Here is a 17137-nt window from a genome sequence, read left to right on the forward strand (position 1 = left end):
AGCGGGGGGCGCGCGGGCGGGCGCTGTCCAGCATGGTGGAGACGAGCCGGTTCAGGCGCTCCGTCTCGCTGTCGATGAAGCCGACCAGCTCGCGCCCCTCCGCCGACAGCGCCGCCTCGCGCTGCAGCATCTGTGCGGAGGAGCGCAGGATGCCCAGCGGCGTGCGCACCTCGTGGGCAATCACCGAGGACATCTCGCCCACCACCGCCAGCTTGGAGGCGCGGACGAGGTCGCGGCGGGAGCGCTCGATGTCGTGGATCAGGGCGGTGTAGGCCGCCGTCAGTTCGCCCACCTCGCCGCCGGCGGCCGGTGGCGCCACCGCCAGGCTGCGGTCCTCGCGATAGCGGCGGGTGAAGGCGGTGAGGGCGGCGATCGGGCGGGCGATCACGCCGCTGACCCAGGCCGCCATCGCCAGCGTGCCCAGCACCAGCAGCGCCATCACCGCCAGCGAGATCAGCGCCATGCGCTGCACCGGCGCCAGGGCGATGGCGCGCGGCTGTATCACCAGGGTGGACAGGTCCATGTCGTGGAAACCGGCGAAGGCGGCCGGCGGGCGGCCCACGCCGACGATGACGCTGCCGCTGCCATCCTCCGGCTCGTGCAGGAAAGCGCCGCCGGCATGTTTTTCGGCGCCCCAGGCGGCGAAATCCCGGCCCAGCAGCAGGCCGCGTTGTCGCAGGTCCTGCGATGCGGCGACCAGGCGGCCTTCGCGGTCCAGCAGCGCCACGCTGAGGCTGCCGCCGGCCACCCGGTCCAGCACCGCCTCCACCTGATCCCAGTCCAGCTCCAGCACCAGGGTACCCAGCAGGCCGTCCTGGAAGCGGGACGGCACCGGCGCGCGGATGGCCAGCGTGGTGCCGGCGGCGGCGCGGCGGGGTTGTTCCAGCAACAGCTCGGTGCCGGCCAGCCGCACCGTTTGCCAGGCAGGCGCCGCCGGCGGGTGGCTCCCCAGCGCTTCCGCCTCGCTGCTCGCGATCACCTTGCCCTGCGCGTCCAGCGCATGGAGGGCGCGATAGACGCCGCCATACCCCTTGCGCAGGCCAGCCAGGAAACTGGACAGGCGCTTGTCCACATCGCCCACCGCCAGGTCCTGCATGATCTCGAACTGGCTCCATACGGCGGCGTTCTGCAGGCGCTCGAACAGGGTCTGCTCGATATTGGCGGCCACGGTGCCGGCCTGGGCGGCGAGCTTGAGCTCGATCTCCGCCTGCAGCGCCTGGCGCGCCTTGACAAAGGCGAGGCCGGCCAGAAGTATGGCGGGCGCCAGGCCGACCAGCAGAAAGGCACGCAGCAGCGTATGGCGGATGGTCACGGCCTGGCGTCCCTGCTTTCGATGGAATCCCCTGATGGTTGGCGGAGTATACGGAAATCGAGCGTGCTTCCGGCGCTGCGGCCGTGGCGCCCGGCGCGTGCTCGGGCGGCTGCTGGCAATGCTGGTGGCGGCTTGCGCGCTGTTGCCGGCCTGGTGCGCGGCCCAGACCGGGGAGCAAGCCCCGCCGGCGCTGCGGCTGGGCGGCTATGAACTGGGCCGCGGCCTGCAGCTGGGCGACTCCGGCTTCACGCTGGGCGGCTATGCCAAGCTCATGTACGAGGACGAGAGCGATCGCCCGCCCCGCCTGTCGCTCAGCCATCTCAGCCTTTTCGTGTGGTGGGAGCACGACCGCTTCAAGTTCTTCTCCGAGCTCGACCTGGAAGATGCTGCGGCAACCCGCTACGACCACGAGGATGAGGAACGCCGCTACCTGGCCCTGGAGCGGGCCTACCTCGACTATGCGGTGGACGACAGCCTCACCCTGCGCGCGGGCAAGTTCCTGACCCCGGTGGGGCGCTGGAACCAGATCCATGCCGACCCGCTGGTGTGGACCTCGTCGCGGCCGCTGGTCACCCGCGAGGTGTTTCCCGGCAGCGCGGTCGGCGTGATGGCGCTGGGTACCCTGCTGGCCCGCGGCCAGGAGGTGGATTACGCCCTCTATGCCTCGGGCGACGCCCGCATGCGCGCCAGCCGGGAGGAGCAGGAGTTCCGCGAGGCCTATGGCGGGCGGCTCAACGTGCGCCTGCCCGGCGGCTGGCAGACCGGGGTGTCGCTGGGGCATTTCGAACGCCGCAGCGACGATGCGGCGAAGTACCTCGGCGGGCTCGACTTCCTGTGGAGCCACCAGGGCCTGGAGCTTTCCGGCGAGGCGGTGTGGCTGCAGGCGGTACGGGGGCCGGCGCGGGTCGAGCGCGGCGCTTTCCTGCAGGCGGCGGTGCCGCTGGCGGCGCGCCTCTACGGCATCGTCCGGGTGGAGACGCTGAAGCGCCCCGGCGAGCAGGATGCCACCCGGATGTGGGTTGCCGGCCTCAACTACCGCCTCGCCCAGGGCGTGGCGCTGAAAGCGGAGGTGGTGCGTGGCACGCATGTGCCGGAGGAGGTGGAGCAGGGCTTCCTCGCCTCGGTGAGCGTGCTCTTCTAGCCCACGATGCGTCGCCCGCTGCTACCTGTCCTCCTGCTGCTGGCCTGGGCTTTCCCTGGGCCGCCCGGGCCTGCCCAGGCGGCGGAGGAGCCCGCCGGGCTGGCGGTGGTCATGGCCGCCGGCAGCCCGGTGGCCGCGCTGGGGCGCGAGGAAGTGGCCTTGATCTTCAAGCGCAAGAAGCGGCTGTGGTCCGACGGCAGCCGTATCCAGCCGGTCAACCTGCCGCCGTCCAATACCATCCGGCGCGCTTTTTCCAGCCGGATCTTCAGCCTTCTGCCGGAGGAGATGGACGAGTACTGGCGCGACCAGTATTTCCACGGCGAACTGCCGCCTTATGTGCTCGGCTCGGAGGAGGCGGTGGTGCGCTTCGTCGCCGCCACGCCGGGGGCCATCGGCTATGTGCCGCGCTGCCTGGCCGACCGGCGGGTGGTCGTGGTTCTGCAACTGGACGTGCCTGTCGCCTGTCCGCACCAGCCTTGAGCCCCGGGCACTGCAAAAAATGTCAACGAAAGCTGCGGGACTGCAAAGTCTTGCAGGGCCTCCGTCGGCCGGTCTCAGGGCCGGGCGTCTATATTTTTCTCCATAAAATTCAGCTGCTTGAAGGGTTTTTTGCTGTCCGCTGACAAGCTGGCACTCCAGTTGCGTTAGGGGAACGGAGCGCGGCCGCCTGTGTGCCGCGCCGCCAGCCTCCAGGAGGAAGCCCATCGTGTCGGCGCAATCGGCAACCCAAGTCGCAAGTTCCGCAATTCCCGTCCCGCTCCCCGAGGATGGGGCGAGCGGAAGGCGTTTCCCTCCCTACGGTCCGGCCGCGGTGGGTGCCCGCCCGGGGCTGCCCTGGCATGCCCTGCCACTGTTGCGCGAGCGCAGCGGCGGCGAGCGTGCCGAGGCGGAGCGTTTCATCCGCGAGCGCTACGCCGAGGCCTACGGCGCCTGCCTGGAGCATTTCATGCCCCGCCTGTTCTCGGTGGAGGACGAGGGCGGCCGCCTGGTGGGCGCGCTGGGGGTGAGGGTCGCGGCCGAGCAGCCGCTGTTTCTGGAGCGCTATCTCGGCCGGCCGATCGAGCAGGTCATCGCCGAGGCCGGCACGGGGGAGGCGCTGCGTACCCAGGTGGTGGAGGTCGGGCAGTTCGCCGGCACCGGCCCGGGCGCATTCCGCAGCATGATCGCCGGGCTGACCGCGGTGCTGCACCGCGAAGGCTACCGCTGGGTCTGCTTCACCGGCACCCGCGCGCTGCGCAATGCCTTCCACCGCCTGGGGCTGGCCCCACGTGACCTCGGCGCCGCCGACCCCGGCTGCCTGGGGCCGGCCGAGCAGGCGGCCTGGGGCAGCTACTACGCCCATGCGCCGCGGGTGGTGTTCGGCGACATCGGCGAAGGCTATGCCGCCCTGAGCCTGCGCGGGGAGGGCTGCTCATGAGCCGGGTCCTGAGTGCGCTGGCGCGCCACGCCGCCATCAACCCTGCGGCGCTGGCGCTGGAGAGCGGGGCGCAGCGCCTGTGCTACCTGCCCTTGCTGGAGAAGGTGACCCGCCTGGCGGATTTCCTGCGCCGGCGCCGTCCGCGGGTACTGGCCCTGCATGCGGACAACGGCATCGACTGGGCGGTGGCTGACCTCGCCGCGCTCGCCGCCGGCGTGCCGCTGCTTCCCCTGCCTACTTTCTTCACCTACGCCCAGCTCGAGCATGCGATGACCCAGGCCGGGGCCGACCTGCTGTTGTGCGACCGCCCGGCGCTGTTCGCCGGCCTCGCCTTCGTCACCCGGGCGGAGGCCGACGCCGCGCCCGGTACGGATTCGCTGGTGGCGATGAGCCGTGCCTGCATGGCGGCCAGCCTGCCGGCGGGCACGGCGAAGATCACCTACACCTCCGGCTCCACCGGTGAACCGCGCGGCGTGTGCCTGGCGCAGGAGGCGCTGGAGGCGGTGGCGCTCTCGCTGCAGCAGGCGAGCGGCGCCGCGCCGCAGGATCGTCACCTCGCGGTGCTGCCCCTGGCCACGCTGCTGGAAAACATCGGCGGGCTGCTGGTGCCCATGCTGGCCGGCGCCACCTGCGTGCTGCCGGGCATGGCGGGCACCGGGCTGAGTGGCAGCTCCGGCGTCGACGTGCCGCGCTTTCTCCACGCCATCGGCGCCAGCCGCGCCAGCAGCCTGATCCTGGTGCCGCAGTTGCTGCACCTGCTGGTGCTGGCGCTGGAACAGGGCGCGCCACGGCCGCCGGCCTTGCGCCATGTGGCGGTGGGCGGCGCGCCGGTCTCGCCGACGCTGCTGGCGCGCGCCGCGGCGGTGGGGCTGCCGGTGTTCGAGGGCTATGGCCTGTCGGAGTGCGCATCGGTGGTGAGCCTGAATCGTGCCGGCGCGCTGCGTCCGGGCAGCGTCGGCCGGGTGCTGCCGCATGCCGAAGTGGCGATCGCTGGTGACGGCGAGATCCAGGTGCGGGGCGCTGGCCTGCTCGGCTATGTGGACGGCCCGGCCCACAGGGATGCCGACGGCTGGCTCGCCACCGGCGACATCGGCCATGTCGATGCCGATGGCTACCTCCATCTCGAAGGCCGCAAGAAGAACATGTTCATCACCGCCTATGGCCGCAACGTCGCCCCCGAGTGGGTGGAGCGCGAGCTGACCGCGCAGCCGGCCATCGCCCAGGCCGCCGTATTCGGCGAAGGGCGGCCCTTCAATGCCGCGGTGCTGGTGCTGCGCCCGGAGGTGAGCGCCGGTGCGGCCGAGGCGGCGGTGCAGGCGGCCAACCGCCAGCTGCCGGACTACGCCAGGGTGACCCGCTGGCTGCCTGCCGCGGCGCCGTTCTCGGCGGCCAACGGGCAGGCCACCGCCAACGGCCGCCTGCGCCGCGGCCCCATCGCCCAACGCTATGCCCAAGCCCTACAACAGCTTTACTGCGAGGATACCCATGGACTTCTACGCTGACCTGCAACGCCTCACCGAACACGAACGGGGCCACCTGCTGCAGGCTCCCATACTCGCCGAGGCGATGGCCGGCAAGGCCACCCGCGCCCAGTACCGCGCCTTTCTCGCCGAGGCCTACCACCACGTGCGCCACACCGTGCCGCTGCTGATGGCCTGCGGCAGCCGCCTGCCGACGCGGCTGGACTGGCTGCGCGAAGCGGTGGTGCATTACGTGCAGGAGGAGGTGGGCCACGAGAAGTGGATCCTGGACGACATCCGCGCCGCCGGCGGCGACGCCGACACGGTGCGCGACGGCCGCCCCCGCCTCGCCACCGAGCTGATGGTGGCCTACGCCTACGACACCATCCAGCGCAACAACCCGGTGAGCTTCTTCGGCATGGTCTTCGTGCTCGAAGGCACCAGCGTGCGCATCGCCACCAACCTCGCCAGCGTGCTGCAGCGCAGCCTGGACCTGCCGGCCTCCGCCTTCTCCTACCTCAGCAGCCACGGCTCGCTGGACCTGGAGCACATCGACCATTTCGGCCGGCTGATGAACCGCCTGGAGGACGCCGCCGACCGCGCCGCGGTGGTGCATGCGGCCAAGGTGTTCTTCCGCCTGTACGGCGATGTCATCCGCTCAGTCGGCGTCGAGGGGGCGCTATGAAGCCGGCGGACAGCTTCATCCTGGTCACCGGCGCCGCCGGCGGCATCGGCGCGGCGGTGTGCAGGGAACTCGCCCTGCGCGGAGCCTCCCTGGTGCTGGGCGGGCGCAGCGGCGACGAGCTGCTGGCGCTGGAGACGGAGCTGCGCGCACTGGGCGCGCGCACCAGCCGCCTGGTTGCCGACCTGGTGGAGGAAGACCCGGCGCGGACCGCGCAGCGGGCCATCGCCGCCTTCGGCAGCCTGGACATGGTGATCAATTGCGTCGGCGTCCAGACCTTCGGCCTCGCCGCCGACGAGGCCGCCGGCGACACGCGGCGCATGTTCCTCGCCAACACGGTGGCGCCCATCCAGCTGTGCAACGCCCTGCTGCCGCACATGACCGGCCGCGGCAATGGCCACATCGTGCTCATCGGCTCCATCTTCGGCTCCATCGCCTTCCCCTGTTTCGCCAGCTACTCCGCCAGCAAGTTCGCCCTGCGCGGCTATGCCGAGGCGCTGCGCCGGGAACTGGCGGGCAGCGGCGTACGGGTGAGCTACGTGGCGCCGCGCTACACGCGCACCGCCTTCAACCGCGACGCGGTGGCGCGCATGGCCGAGGCCTTGAAGATGAACACCGACAGCCCGGAAGCGGTGGCGCGCAGCATCGTCGCCGCCATCGAGGCCGATACCGCCGACACCTACCTCGGCTGGCCGGAGAAGCTTTTCGTGCGCATCAACGCCTTGCTGCCCAGGGTGGTGGACCGCGCACTGATTCCGCAGGTCCGCCGCATGGTGGGCTTTACCCGCCGCGCCGAGTCCGGCCCCGCATGAATACCCGCCAGCACTTTCCCGCCTTTCCCACCGAGGAGATCGCTATGAAAAAACCCTTCCCCCTGCGCCCGCTGGCGCTGCTCGCCTTCGCGCTGTACACCGCCGTTCCGGCCCTTGCCGCCGACCCCGCCATCGACGAGGGCGTGGCCCGAGTCGCCCACCGCTGGGCGGCCATCACCTACCAGATGCCGGAGGGCGAGCGCGAGGCCGCGTTCAAGGCCCTGGTCGAGCAGGCGCGCAGCTTCGCCGTCGCCAACCCGGGCAAGCCCGAGCCGATGATCTGGCAGGCGATCTCGCTGGCCGGCTATGCCAAGGCCAATGGGGGCATCGGTGCGCTGTCGGCCGCGCGCGAGGCGCGCGACCTGCTGCTGGCGGCGGAGAAGATCGATCCCAACGCCCTCAACGGCTCCATCTACACCAGCCTGGGCAGCCTCTACGCCAAGGTGCCGGGCTGGCCGGTGGGGTTCGGCGACAAGAAGAAGGCACGCGAATACCTGGAGAAGGCAGTGGCCATGAACCCGCAGGGCATGGACGCCAACTACCTGTATGCCGACTTCCTCGCCGACCAGGGCGAGTACGCCAAGGCCGCCGCCCGGCTCAAGCTGGCGCAGGTGGCGCCGCCGCGTCCCGGCCGCGAGGATGCCGACAAGGGCCGCCTGCTGGAGGTGGAGTCGCTGCTCGCGGAACTGCAGCGCAAGCACCCGGACGCGCTGGCGGCGGCCAAATGAGGAGCGCGCCCGATCTGATCGGCGCCAAGCGCCGGCGCCCGCCCGAGCAGCCCTGGGTGGACGTGGCCCTGTGCGTGGCCGCGCTCGCCCTTGGCGCGGTTGGCTACCTGGTCTATTTCGACCGCATGACGAGCTGCCTGCCCTTGCCCTGAGCCGTGGGAACCCGGATGCTTGCGGCCCCGTCACACTGGCGGGCCGGAGCATGGAGGTTTCCCGATGAAGAAAAGCCTGGCTGTAGTGCTCGCCGCGCTGGCGCTGGCCGGTGGCGCGCGGGCGGACGACGGCGAGCCCGCGCCGGTGCGCACGGTGCCGGAAGTGGAACTGGAGCGTTACCTGGGCAAGTGGTACGAGATTGCCCGCTTTCCGATGTTCTTCCAGCGCAACTGCGTCGGCGACGTCACCGCCGACTACTCGCTGCGCGAGGATGGCCGCATCCGGGTGCTGAACCGCTGCCGCACCGACAAGGGCTTCGACGAGGCCGAAGGTACGGCGCGGGTGGTGGAGGACAGCGGCGGCGCCAAGCTGCGGGTGAGTTTCTTCTGGCCCTTCAGCGGCGACTACTGGGTCATCGGCCTGGCGCCCGACTACCGCTGGGCGGTGGTCGGCGATCCGGAGCGCAAGTACCTGTGGATACTCTCCCGCACCCCGGCGATGCCGCTGGACGTGCTGGAGAAGGCCCGCCAGGCAGCGCGCGACCAGGGCTACGACCTCGGCGGCCTGCGCTACACCGAGCAGCGCATGGATTGAGCCGCGCGCCGGCGCCGGACCCGGCCGTCCAGGGGCCGGGTCCGGCGGGGCGGGGAAGGCGCTTCCCCGCGGTTGCCGCTCAGCGCAGTTTCTGGCCGGTCGCCACGTCGTACACCGAGCCGTCTTCCAGGCTGATCCGGTAGATCTCGCGCAGCACGTTGCCGGAGAAGGCGAGTTCGACGATGGAGACGTTCTTGAACGAGGTGGTGATGCCGTCCGGCAGCACCTTGTTGAAGTCCGCCGCCACCTGGTCCATCGAGGCCTGCAGCTGCGGAGTGAACATCGCCATGCTGTAGACCAGCGTGTTGTGCGGGTTGTGGCTGCGCAGCTCCTTGCCGTCCTTGACCACGTTCACGCCGCTCACACCCACGGTCCGCACCAGCTCCTTGCCGGCATCGCCCATCTTGGCGTAAACCGGGCCGGTCACCCGCGGCAGCGGGCCGTCGCGCAGCGGTGCGAAGGCGGCGGTGGCGCGGGTGTTGAAGGCCATCATGTTGTCGAAGGCGGGGCCGCTCTTGACGATGCCGAGGTCCAGCCACCAGGGGTGGCCGGCGCCCTTGGCCGCCTCGGTGGTGTAGAAGCCCTTCAGCACCACGCCGTCCAGCACCGGTGGCAGCGCCGGCAGCGCGGCCAGCATCTTCTTCGGCGTGGCCGGGTCGGCGCTGTGGATGTGCACCACGGTGACGTGCGGCAGGTTGAAGGTGTTGGCCTCGGCGTTCAGCCCCAGGCGCAGCAGGTTCTGCTGCAGCGGGGTGGTGATCTTGGCGTCGAGCACGTCGGTGACGTCCTTGGGCAGGCGATAGACCAGGCCGTAGGTCTTCACATGCTCGCGGAATTCCGGCTTGCCGATGGCGCTGTTGTCGATGCCGGCGGTGCCGGTGGGCGCGCTCGCGCAGGCGCCGAGGAAGGCGGCCGACAGCGCGGCGAGGGAAAGGGTCCAGGTTCTGCGGTTCATTGGCGGTACTCCATTTCGTCGATTCGGCGAGGGGAATTCCTCGCGCCTTCGGGCATCAAGGCGGCATGGCCGCACCGTCACCCACCTGCGTCGCCTCCACTGCCGGGCTGGTCCGCGCCTGCGGTCCGCCGGTCTTGTCTACTGCTTGTCCTGCGTGCCGGTGTCCGGGGCCGGGGCTGCGGCCGGCAGCGCCAGCGGGGGCCCGGCGCCGGGCAGTGCCCCCTCGCTGTTGTCCTTGAGCGCCACGCCGGTGAGGCCGAGGCGGCGCGCCTCCTCGCACAGCCACCACAAGCGGCGCGCGGCCTCGGCGTGGCCCAGCCCTTCCGGGCGGATGTTGGAAATGCAGTTGCGCTGGGCGTCGCTGCGGCCCGGCCGGGGCGCCCAGGTGAGGTAGAGGCCGAGGCTGTCGGGCGAGCTGAGGCCGGGGCGTTCGCCGATCAGCATCGCCACCAGGCGGGCGCCCAGCGCCTGGCCGATCTCGTCGGCGAGGGCGACGCGCGCCTGGGTGGCGACCACCACCGGGCCCAGCGTCCAGCCGGCGGGCAGGCCGCGGCGGATCTCGGCGACCAGCGCGCGGGCATTGCGCTCGACCGCGAGCGAGGAGAGGCCGTCGGCAACCACCAGCAGCAGGTCGCAGCCGGCCGGGTCGGCCTGGGCGCGCAGCGCGGCGGCGCTGTCGGCGGCGAGCTTGCGGCCGAGGTCGGGGCGGGCGAGGTAGCTGGCGCGGTCGGCGGCGGCGCTGTGGGCGCGCAGGGTGGCGCAGCCGTCGGCCGCCAGTGCGGCCTGCAGCGCCTCGGCGTCCAGCGCCAGGTGCACCGCGTCCCGTGCCTTGGCGTGGGCGAGGCCGAAGCGCAGTACCTCGGCGGTGGGCAGGCTGGCGCCGGCGCGGCCGAGCGCGAGCCGGGCGGCGGTGTAGCGGCGCAGGTCGGTCCAGGGGTCGGCGTCTATCGCGCCGGGCGCGGCGGTGCCGGCGGCAAACGGTCCGGCATCGGCGGGCGGGGGAGTGCGCTTTTTCATTGGCGGCGCCTCAGGCGGGCAGCGCCAGCCGGCGCAGGGTGCCCAGCGCCGGGTGCGCCGGGTTGAGCGGCAGGGCGTGGCCGGCTTCGTCCACCAGCTGCATGCGCTGCAGCCAGGCCTCGAACTCCGGCGCCCGGCGCAGGCCCAGCGCCTGGCGCAGGTAGAGGCCGTCGTGGAAGGCGGTGCTCTGGTAGTTGAGCATGATGTCGTCCGCGCCGGGCACGCCCATGATGAAGCTGATGCCGGCGACGCCGAGCAGGGTGAGCAGGCTGTCCATGTCGTCCTGGTCGGCCTCGGCGTGGTTGGTGTAGCAGACGTCGCAGCCCAGCGGCAGGCCGAGCAGCTTGCCGCAGAAGTGGTCTTCCAGCCCGGCGCGCAGGATCTGCTTGCCGTCGTAGAGGTACTCCGGGCCGATGAAGCCGACCACGGTGTTGGTGAGCAGCGGCTTGAACTCGCGGGCGACGGCGTAGGCGCGCGCCTCGCAGGTCTGCTGGTCCACACCGTGGTGGGCGTTGGCGGAGAGGGCGCTGCCCTGGCCGGTTTCGAAGTACATGAGGTTGTCGCCCAGGCTGCCGCGCTTGAGCGACAGCGCCGCCTCGCGCGCTTCGCGCAGGGTGGCGAGGCTGATGCCGAAGGCGGCGTTGGCGGCCTGGGTGCCGGCCACCGACTGGAACACCAGGTCCACCGGCGCGCCCCGCTCGATCATCTGCACGGTGTTGGTGACGTGGGTGAGCACGCAGGACTGGGTGGGCAGCGCCAGCCGGTCGATGATCTCGTCCAGCATGTGCACCAGCCGCGTCAGCGCCGGCAGGCTGTCGCTGGCCGGGTTGATGCCGATGACCGCGTCGCCGGCGCCGTAGAGCAGGCCATCAACGATGGCGGCGGCGATGCCGCGGGCGTCGTCGGTGGGGTGGTTGGGCTGCAGCCGCACCGACAGCCGCCCCGGCAGGCCGATGGTGTTGCGGAAGCGGGTGACGACGCGGCATTTCTTTGCCACCAGCACCAGGTCCTGGTTGCGCATCAGCTTGCTCACCGCCGCCGCCATCTCCGGCGTTATGCCCGGGCGCAACGCGGCCAGCGCGGCTTCGTCGGCGTGGTCGGACAGCAGCCAGTCGCGGAAGTCGCCGACGGTGAGGTGGGCCACCGGGGCGAAGGCAGCCGGGTCGTGGCCGTCGATGATGAGGCGGGTGACCTCGTCGTCCTCGTAGGGAATCAGCGCCTCTTCCAGGAAGCGCGCCAGCGGCAGCTCCGCCAGGCACATGCGCGCCGCCATGCGCTCCACCGCGCTTTCCGCGGCGAGGCCGGCGAGCTGGTCGCCGGAGCGCGCCGGGCTGGCCTTGGCCAGTACTTCGCGCAGGTCGGCGAAGAGCCAGTTGCGATGGTCCAGGGTGTGACGGTAGGGCATGGCGGCCTCCTCGTTTTCCCGCGCTCAGGCGACGACGACCTCGGGCCCGGCTTTCTGTATCTCGGCCAGGGCGGCGAGCTTGCGGGCGCGGCCGTCGGTCACCAGGGTGTCTATGCTGCCGATGGGGCAGTAGCTCACCCGGCTGCTCTCGCCGATCTTGCTGTAGTCGGCGAGGATGATGCGGTGGGCGGCGCGCTCGGCCATGGCGCGGGCAACGCCGGCCTCGCCGTGGTCGAAGCTGGTGGCGCCGTTGCGGGCATCGATCGCCACCGGCGACAGCAGCGCGAAGTCGGCGCGGTGACGCTGGATCTCGCTCACCGTGGTTTCGCCGCAGGTGGCGGCGATGCCGGGCGCGAGCCGGCCGCCGAGCACGATCACTTCGTGGCGCTGGCCCATGCTCTCGCCGGCCTGCGCCATGCGCACCGCGATGTCCATGCTGTTGGTGACGATGGTGAGGCCGGACAGCGTCAGCAGCTCCTCGGTGAGCGCCAGCGTGGTGCTGCCGGCATCGAGGAAGAGGGTGTGGCCGGGCTGCAGCAGCTTCACCGCGGCGCGGGCGATGGCCTGCTTCTCCTTGGCCCGCACCTTCAGCCGTTCGCCGTAGGGCGCCTCGCTGCGGGCGCTGTCCAGCACCACGCCGCCGTGCACCCGGCGCAGCCGGCCCATGGCCTCCAGCGCGATCACGTCGCGCCGCACCGTCTCGCGCGAGATGCCGAGCTCGCCCGAGATGCGCTCGGTGGAGAGGCTCTTGAAGGTCTCGAGCAGGGCGCAGATGCGTTGGTAGCGTTCTTCTTGCAGCATGTATGCGGGTCTCCGGATCTTGTTTTACGGAACGCGGCAGCGGGAGGTCAGCCGGTGCAGCAGCAGGGCCACCGCGCCGACCACCGCCATGATGCAGGTGGAGAAGGCGGCCGCCTGCGAGGTGAAGCCGGCTTCATCCAGCCGCATCACGGTGACCGCCGACAGCGACAGCTCGGGCGTGACCAGGAAGATCACCGCCGACAGCGTCACCATGGAGCGCATGAACAGGAAGGCCGCCACCGCCCACAGGGTGATGCGCAGCGCTGGCAGGTGCACGTCGGCGAGCAGGCGGCCGACGCCGCCGCCGAGCACCGCCACCGCTTCCTCCAACTGGGCCGGTACCGCCCGCAGGCCGGTGGCCATCGAGACGTAGCCCTGGGTGTGGTAGTGGTAGAAGTTGCACATCGCCAGCAGGAAGAGGCTTCCGTACAGCGCACCCCAGGGCAGCGCGGGCTCGTTGAAGGCGAACACATAGGCCAGGCCCAGCACCAGCCCCGGCACGCCCACCGGCAGGGTGGCGAGCAGGGTGGCGGCCCGCGCCGGCCAGCCGGACAGCCGGCGCACCGAGAAGGCCAGCAGGAAGAGCAGCAGGGTGCCGGCCGTGGCGGCGATCAGCGACACCGCCAGCGAAGCCCACAGGCTGGCGTAGCCGCCGGACACGGTGATGTCGTAATGCTTGAGGGTGAGGTCCAGCCGGTAGGGCCACAGCCGGATGAAGCCGGCGATCACCACCGTGGCCACCACCGCGCAGATCGCGCTGGCGATGCCGAGACAGGCGATCGCATACAGGCCGTCGCGCCCGCGGGCGATACGCGGCTGCGGCGGCTGCGCCGATTCGGCGCCGATGCCGGCCTGGCGCTGCGCCGCCACCCGCTCTATCCACACCGACAGCGCCGCCGGCAGCAACAGCAGCAGGCCGACCACCGCGCCGATGCCGAAACGCATCTGGCCGCTCACCTGGTTGTAGATCTCGGTGGCGAGCACCGAGAAGTCGCCGCCTATCACCACGGCGTTGCCGAAGTCGGTGATGGTGACGGTGAACACCACGAAGCCGGCGCTGAGCAGCCCATAGCGCATGCCGGGCAGGGTGATGTCGCGGAACTGGCGCCAGGGCGTGGCCCCCAGCACCTCGGCCGCCTCGTACTGGCGGGCATCGGCGCAGCGCAGGGCGGCGCGCAGGATCAGCACCGCCTGCGGCAGTGCATACAGCACGTCGGCGATCAGCAAGCCGTGGAAGCCGTAGATGTCGGGCCGTATGCCCAGCAGCTGGCCGACGATGCCGTTGCGGCCGAGGATGAAGATGAGGCCGAGGCCGAGCACCAGCGAGGGCGCCAGCAGCGGCAGCGTCAGCGCCGCGGCGACGAAGCGGCGGCCGCGCATGCAGGTGCGCTCCATGCCATAGGCCAGCACGAAGGCCAGCAGCAGGGTGATGGCGGTGGTGGCCACGCCCAGACCCAGGCTGTTGCGGGTGGCCTGCCACACGCCCGGCGTGTCGAGCAGCGCCAGATAGTTGGCGAAGCCGATGCCGCCGTCGTCCTGCATCAGGCTGCGCCAGGCGATGAAGCCCATGGGCAGGGCGAAGAACAGCAGCAGCGCGGCCAGCGGCACGTACAGGCAGGCGCGCATCAGCCAGCGGTCGGCGGCGGCGAGCGGCGCGGCGGTCATCGGCTCTTCCTCCCCGCCCGGCAGGGCGCGTTCATCGTGGCGCTCATGCCCGCTCATGCCATTACCCAGGCGCAGTCCTGCGCGGCGATGTCCACCGACACCGGGTCTCCCGGCTGGAGGGCGAGGGCGGAGGACACTTCGGCCAGCAGTTCGCGGCCGCGCCACTCCAGCCGCACGCGCTTGAAGTTGCCCATGAAGGCCACCTCGACGACGCGGCCGTCGCCCGCCGCGTCGGGGGTGAGCGCGATGCGCTCCGGCCGCACGCAGGCGGCGCCGGCCGCCCTCAGGTCCGCCGGCATGCCGGCGAGCAGCGAGGGCGCGGCCTGCTGCAGCCAGTCCGGCGTCAGCAGGTTGCTGTGGCCCATGAACTCGGCGACGAAGCGGGTGCGCGGCTGCTCGTAGAGTTCCTGCGGCGTGCCGCTCTGTTCGATGCGGCCGCGGTTCATGCACACCACCCGGTCGGCCAGCACCATGGCCTCGTCCTGATCGTGGGTCACCATCAGCGTGGGAATGCCGAGCTTGCGCTGGACTTCGCGCAGCTCGCCGCGCAGTTCCGCGCGCACCCGCGCGTCCAGCGCCGACAGCGGTTCGTCCAGCAGCAGCAGCGCGGGATCGACCGCCAGCGCGCGGGCGATCGCCACCCGCTGCTGCTGGCCACCGGAGAGCTGGCCGGGGTAGCGCTCGCCGAAATCGGCCAGCTTCACCGTGGCCAGCAGGCCGGCGACCCGTTCGGCGATCCGCGCCGGCGCGACGCCGCGGATGGCGAGGCCGTAGCCCACGTTCTGCGCCACCGTCATGTGCGGAAACAGCGAGTAGGACTGGAACACGATGCCGAAGCCGCGCTCCCGCGTCGGCACGGCGGCGAGGTCGCGGCCGTTCAGGCGGATGCTGCCGCGGTCGGCGGCGAGCAGGCCGGCGATGATGCGCAGCAGCGTGGTCTTGCCACAGCCGCTGGGGCCGAGCAGGCAGACGAACTCCGCGCCGTCCAGGGCGAGGTCGATGCGTTCGAGCGCAACCTGGCCGGCAAAGCTCTTGTGCAGGTTGCGGATCTCCAGGGACATGGCGGTTGTTTCCGTGGCGGGCGGTATGAAAGGAGGGCAGGGGGCGGGTCAGCGGCCGATCTGCTTCTGCCAGGTGGCCAGCGTGGCGTCGCGCTCGCGCGCCGAGCGGGCGAAGTCCATCGGGAACAGCACCCCGGACAGGTCAGCCGGCAGCCCGGCGGCGGTGGCCGCCTTGGAGCGCGGCGTGCCGGGAATGGTCACGATCTCCTTGTAGCGGGTGTACAGCCCGGCGGCCTGGGGCGAGAGCGTCCAGTCGAGGAAGCGTTTGGCGTCGGCCTTGTTCTTCGACGACTTCATCAGGCCGGAGGCCTCCAGCTCGTAGCCGGCACCGTCGCTGGGGATGACCATCTTCAGCGGGTAGCCTTCCTCGATCGACTGCATTGCCGCGAAGGCGAGTGAGATGCCGATGGCGAACTCGCCGGAGCGCGCCGCCTTGCACGGCCGCGAGCCCGACTTGATGTACTGCGCCACATTGCCGTCCAGCGCCTTCAGGTACTTCCAGCCGGCGTCGGCGCCCATGCCCTGCAGCAGCGCGGCGATCTGCAGGTAGCCGGTGCCGGAGGACACCGGGTTGGGCATCGCGATCTCGCCCTTGTAGATCGGCTTGGCCAGGTCCTGCCAGGAGGTCGGCAGCGGCAGCTTCTTCGCCGCCAGGATCTCGGTATTGACGCAGAAGGCGGCCATGTAGCCGGTGGCGGCGAACCACTTGCCGTCGGCCGCCTTGTCCTTGGCCGCCAGCGCCTCGCTGCCCCTGGCGGCATAGGGTTCGAGCAGGTCGACGATGCGCGGGTCCAGCAGGTTGGTCAGCGCCCAGCCCCAGATCACGTCGTGCCGCGGGTTGCCCGCCTCGGCCAGGATGCGGGCGCCGAGATCGCCGGTGGACAGCCGCAGCACCTTGATGTCGATGTCGGGCAAATCCTTCTTCGCCGCGGCGACGTAGGCCTTGATCTCATCCTCTTCCAGCGCGGTGTAGGCCACCAGGGTGCCGGCGGCGGCCGGCAGGGCGGCCAGCCCGGCGAGCAGGCCGAGGGCGAGGCGGATGGAGCGGGAACGGGCGGGACGGTGGCTGCGCATCTCGATTCCTCCACAGCGGCGGGCCGCTGTTCAAACTGGTGCAGGCAGTGGGGCTGACACACCAAGCTTGTGCATTAATGGGTAAGTGTGCATAGTTGAGGCAATTTATAACACGTTTTTTTCGGGAATGTGACAGAGGTCGCCATGAATGCACAAAAAAGCACAGATATCCTCGCCGTCCATCTGCCGCTGGCGCACGCCCTGGCGGACGAGGCGCGCACCCTGGCGCTGCGTCTTTTCCGCACCCGGCTGGATGTGGCCATCAAGGCGGACGATAGTCCGGTCACCCTCGCCGACCGCGAGATAGAGGCGGCGCTGAGGCGGCGGCTGGCGGCGGCCTGCCCCGCCCACGGCATCTTCGGCGAGGAGCAGGGCCGCCAGCATCTGGATGCCGAGTATGTGTGGGTGATAGACCCCATCGACGGCACCAAGAGCTTCATCACCGGCTCGCCGCTGTGGGGCACGCTGCTGGCCCTGCTGCACAAGGGCCGGCCGGTGCTGGGCATGATCGACATCCCCTTTACCGGCGAGCGCTGGTGGGCGGTGGCGGGCGAGCCTGCCCGCTACCTGGGCGAGCCTGCCCACAGCAGCGCCTGCTCGGCCCTGGCCACGGCGCGGCTGTACGCCACCTCGCCGGACGTGTTCACCGGCGAGGACCAGGCGCGCTTCGCTCGGGTGAGCGCGGCGGTGGCGCTGCGCCGTTTCGGCGGCGACTGCTACTCCTATGGCCTGCTCGCCAGCGGCCATGTCGATCTCGTTGTCGAGGCAGGGCTGCAGCCTTACGACTACCTTGCGCTGGTGAATATCATCGAAGGCGCGGGCGGGGTGGTCAGCGACTGGCAGGGGCAGCCGCTGGGGCT

Annotated in this window: 18 protein-coding genes; 10 read left to right on the forward strand and 8 right to left on the reverse strand. The window is 71.2% G+C overall.

Features of this window, described 5'->3' with window-relative positions; translation table 11 throughout:
* On the reverse strand, nt 1-1312 hold a 1312-nt coding region (locus GRF61_RS18995; RefSeq protein WP_169152195.1), incomplete at its 3' end, for a histidine kinase dimerization/phospho-acceptor domain-containing protein.
* Nucleotides 1313-1409: 97 nt separating this feature from the next.
* On the opposite strand from GRF61_RS18995, the gene GRF61_RS19000 reads away from it, so the two are divergent.
* From GRF61_RS19000 to GRF61_RS19040, 9 genes are all read left to right on the forward strand, one after another.
* A complete protein-coding gene (locus GRF61_RS19000) occupies nt 1410-2453 on the forward strand; it encodes a hypothetical protein (protein WP_169152196.1) in 1044 nt (347 codons plus the stop codon).
* 6 nt (nt 2454-2459) lie between these two features.
* Nucleotides 2460-2933, forward strand: a complete 474-nt coding sequence (locus tag GRF61_RS19005; protein ID WP_211166084.1) for a hypothetical protein — start codon at nt 2460-2462, stop codon at nt 2931-2933.
* A gap of 331 nt (nt 2934-3264) precedes the next feature.
* On the forward strand, nt 3265-3870 hold the full coding sequence (locus tag GRF61_RS19010) for a thermostable hemolysin (protein ID WP_169152197.1): 606 nt from the start codon (nt 3265-3267) through the stop codon (nt 3868-3870).
* A complete protein-coding gene (locus GRF61_RS19015; protein ID WP_169152198.1) occupies nt 3867-5372 on the forward strand; it encodes an AMP-binding protein in 1506 nt (501 codons plus the stop codon). Before GRF61_RS19010 ends, GRF61_RS19015 begins: the two co-directional genes overlap by 4 nt.
* Nucleotides 5356-6015 (forward strand): iron-containing redox enzyme family protein, encoded by a 660-nt coding sequence (locus tag GRF61_RS19020; protein WP_169152199.1) that lies wholly within the window; start codon nt 5356-5358, stop codon nt 6013-6015. The genes GRF61_RS19015 and GRF61_RS19020 overlap by 17 nt, the downstream gene beginning before the upstream one ends.
* Nucleotides 6012-6824 (forward strand): SDR family oxidoreductase, encoded by an 813-nt coding sequence (locus GRF61_RS19025; protein WP_169152200.1) that lies wholly within the window; start codon nt 6012-6014, stop codon nt 6822-6824. The genes GRF61_RS19020 and GRF61_RS19025 overlap by 4 nt, the downstream gene beginning before the upstream one ends.
* Before the next feature lie 44 nt (nt 6825-6868).
* Complete coding sequence (locus tag GRF61_RS19030) at nt 6869-7552, forward strand: tetratricopeptide repeat protein (RefSeq protein WP_169152201.1); 684 nt, start codon at nt 6869-6871, stop codon at nt 7550-7552.
* Nucleotides 7549-7704 carry a hypothetical protein gene (locus tag GRF61_RS19035; RefSeq protein ID WP_169152202.1) on the forward strand — a complete coding sequence of 52 codons (156 nt, stop codon included), beginning with the start codon at nt 7549-7551 and terminating at the stop codon, nt 7702-7704. Before GRF61_RS19030 ends, GRF61_RS19035 begins: the two co-directional genes overlap by 4 nt.
* Nucleotides 7705-7768: 64 nt before the next feature.
* Complete coding sequence (locus tag GRF61_RS19040) at nt 7769-8299, forward strand: lipocalin family protein (RefSeq protein ID WP_169152203.1); 531 nt, start codon at nt 7769-7771, stop codon at nt 8297-8299.
* A gap of 79 nt (nt 8300-8378) precedes the next feature.
* Here GRF61_RS19040 and GRF61_RS19045 read toward each other — a convergent pair whose 3' ends face one another.
* The 7 genes from GRF61_RS19045 to GRF61_RS19075 all read right to left on the reverse strand — a co-directional run bounded on the left by GRF61_RS19045 (nt 8379) and on the right by GRF61_RS19075 (nt 16277).
* The gene (locus GRF61_RS19045) at nt 8379-9254 is read right to left on the reverse strand and encodes a hypothetical protein (RefSeq protein ID WP_169152204.1); all 876 of its coding nucleotides are present in this window, start codon (nt 9252-9254) and stop codon (nt 8379-8381) included.
* 138 nt (nt 9255-9392) lie between these two features.
* Nucleotides 9393-10271, reverse strand: a complete 879-nt coding sequence (gene eutC, locus GRF61_RS19050; protein WP_169152205.1) for an ethanolamine ammonia-lyase subunit EutC — start codon at nt 10269-10271, stop codon at nt 9393-9395.
* A gap of 10 nt (nt 10272-10281) precedes the next feature.
* On the reverse strand, nt 10282-11676 hold the full coding sequence (locus GRF61_RS19055) for an ethanolamine ammonia-lyase subunit EutB (RefSeq protein WP_169152206.1): 1395 nt from the start codon (nt 11674-11676) through the stop codon (nt 10282-10284).
* A 24-nt stretch (nt 11677-11700) separates the two neighbouring features.
* A complete protein-coding gene (locus GRF61_RS19060) occupies nt 11701-12477 on the reverse strand; it encodes a DeoR/GlpR family DNA-binding transcription regulator (RefSeq protein WP_133588022.1) in 777 nt (258 codons plus the stop codon).
* A gap of 24 nt (nt 12478-12501) precedes the next feature.
* Nucleotides 12502-14199, reverse strand: a complete 1698-nt coding sequence (locus tag GRF61_RS19065) for an ABC transporter permease subunit (RefSeq protein WP_248281335.1) — start codon at nt 14197-14199, stop codon at nt 12502-12504.
* The gene (locus GRF61_RS19070) at nt 14196-15203 is read right to left on the reverse strand and encodes an ABC transporter ATP-binding protein (RefSeq protein WP_169152207.1); all 1008 of its coding nucleotides are present in this window, start codon (nt 15201-15203) and stop codon (nt 14196-14198) included. The genes GRF61_RS19065 and GRF61_RS19070 overlap by 4 nt, the downstream gene beginning before the upstream one ends.
* A gap of 48 nt (nt 15204-15251) precedes the next feature.
* Nucleotides 15252-16277: an ABC transporter substrate-binding protein gene (locus tag GRF61_RS19075; RefSeq protein ID WP_211166085.1), complete on the reverse strand. Its 1026-nt coding sequence runs from the start codon at nt 16275-16277 to the stop codon at nt 15252-15254.
* A 144-nt stretch (nt 16278-16421) separates the two neighbouring features.
* Here GRF61_RS19075 and hisN point away from each other — a divergent pair.
* Nucleotides 16422-17137, forward strand: a 716-nt coding sequence (hisN, locus tag GRF61_RS19080) for a histidinol-phosphatase (RefSeq protein ID WP_169152208.1), incomplete at its 3' end; no start/stop codon positions are given.

Origin of the sequence: Azoarcus sp. TTM-91, assembly GCF_012911025.1 — a bacterium.
GTDB lineage: Bacteria > Pseudomonadota > Gammaproteobacteria > Burkholderiales > Rhodocyclaceae > Azoarcus.

Coding starts and splice junctions, on each gene's coding strand:
- GRF61_RS19060 (WP_133588022.1), bottom strand. CDS start 12,477: ATGCTGCAAGAAGAACGCTACCAACGCATCTGCGCCCTGCTCGAGACC.
- GRF61_RS19005 (WP_211166084.1), top strand. CDS start 2,460: ATGCGTCGCCCGCTGCTACCTGTCCTCCTGCTGCTGGCCTGGGCTTTC.
- GRF61_RS19055 (WP_169152206.1), bottom strand. CDS start 11,676: ATGCCCTACCGTCACACCCTGGACCATCGCAACTGGCTCTTCGCCGAC.
- GRF61_RS19015 (WP_169152198.1), top strand. CDS start 3,867: ATGAGCCGGGTCCTGAGTGCGCTGGCGCGCCACGCCGCCATCAACCCT.
- GRF61_RS19030 (WP_169152201.1), top strand. CDS start 6,869: ATGAAAAAACCCTTCCCCCTGCGCCCGCTGGCGCTGCTCGCCTTCGCG.
- eutC (WP_169152205.1), bottom strand. CDS start 10,271: ATGAAAAAGCGCACTCCCCCGCCCGCCGATGCCGGACCGTTTGCCGCC.
- GRF61_RS19040 (WP_169152203.1), top strand. CDS start 7,769: ATGAAGAAAAGCCTGGCTGTAGTGCTCGCCGCGCTGGCGCTGGCCGGT.
- GRF61_RS19045 (WP_169152204.1), bottom strand. CDS start 9,254: ATGAACCGCAGAACCTGGACCCTTTCCCTCGCCGCGCTGTCGGCCGCC.
- GRF61_RS19075 (WP_211166085.1), bottom strand. CDS start 16,277: ATGCGCAGCCACCGTCCCGCCCGTTCCCGCTCCATCCGCCTCGCCCTC.
- GRF61_RS19070 (WP_169152207.1), bottom strand. CDS start 15,203: ATGTCCCTGGAGATCCGCAACCTGCACAAGAGCTTTGCCGGCCAGGTT.
- GRF61_RS19065 (WP_248281335.1), bottom strand. CDS start 14,199: ATGAGCGGGCATGAGCGCCACGATGAACGCGCCCTGCCGGGCGGGGAG.
- GRF61_RS19025 (WP_169152200.1), top strand. CDS start 6,012: ATGAAGCCGGCGGACAGCTTCATCCTGGTCACCGGCGCCGCCGGCGGC.
- GRF61_RS19020 (WP_169152199.1), top strand. CDS start 5,356: ATGGACTTCTACGCTGACCTGCAACGCCTCACCGAACACGAACGGGGC.
- GRF61_RS19035 (WP_169152202.1), top strand. CDS start 7,549: ATGAGGAGCGCGCCCGATCTGATCGGCGCCAAGCGCCGGCGCCCGCCC.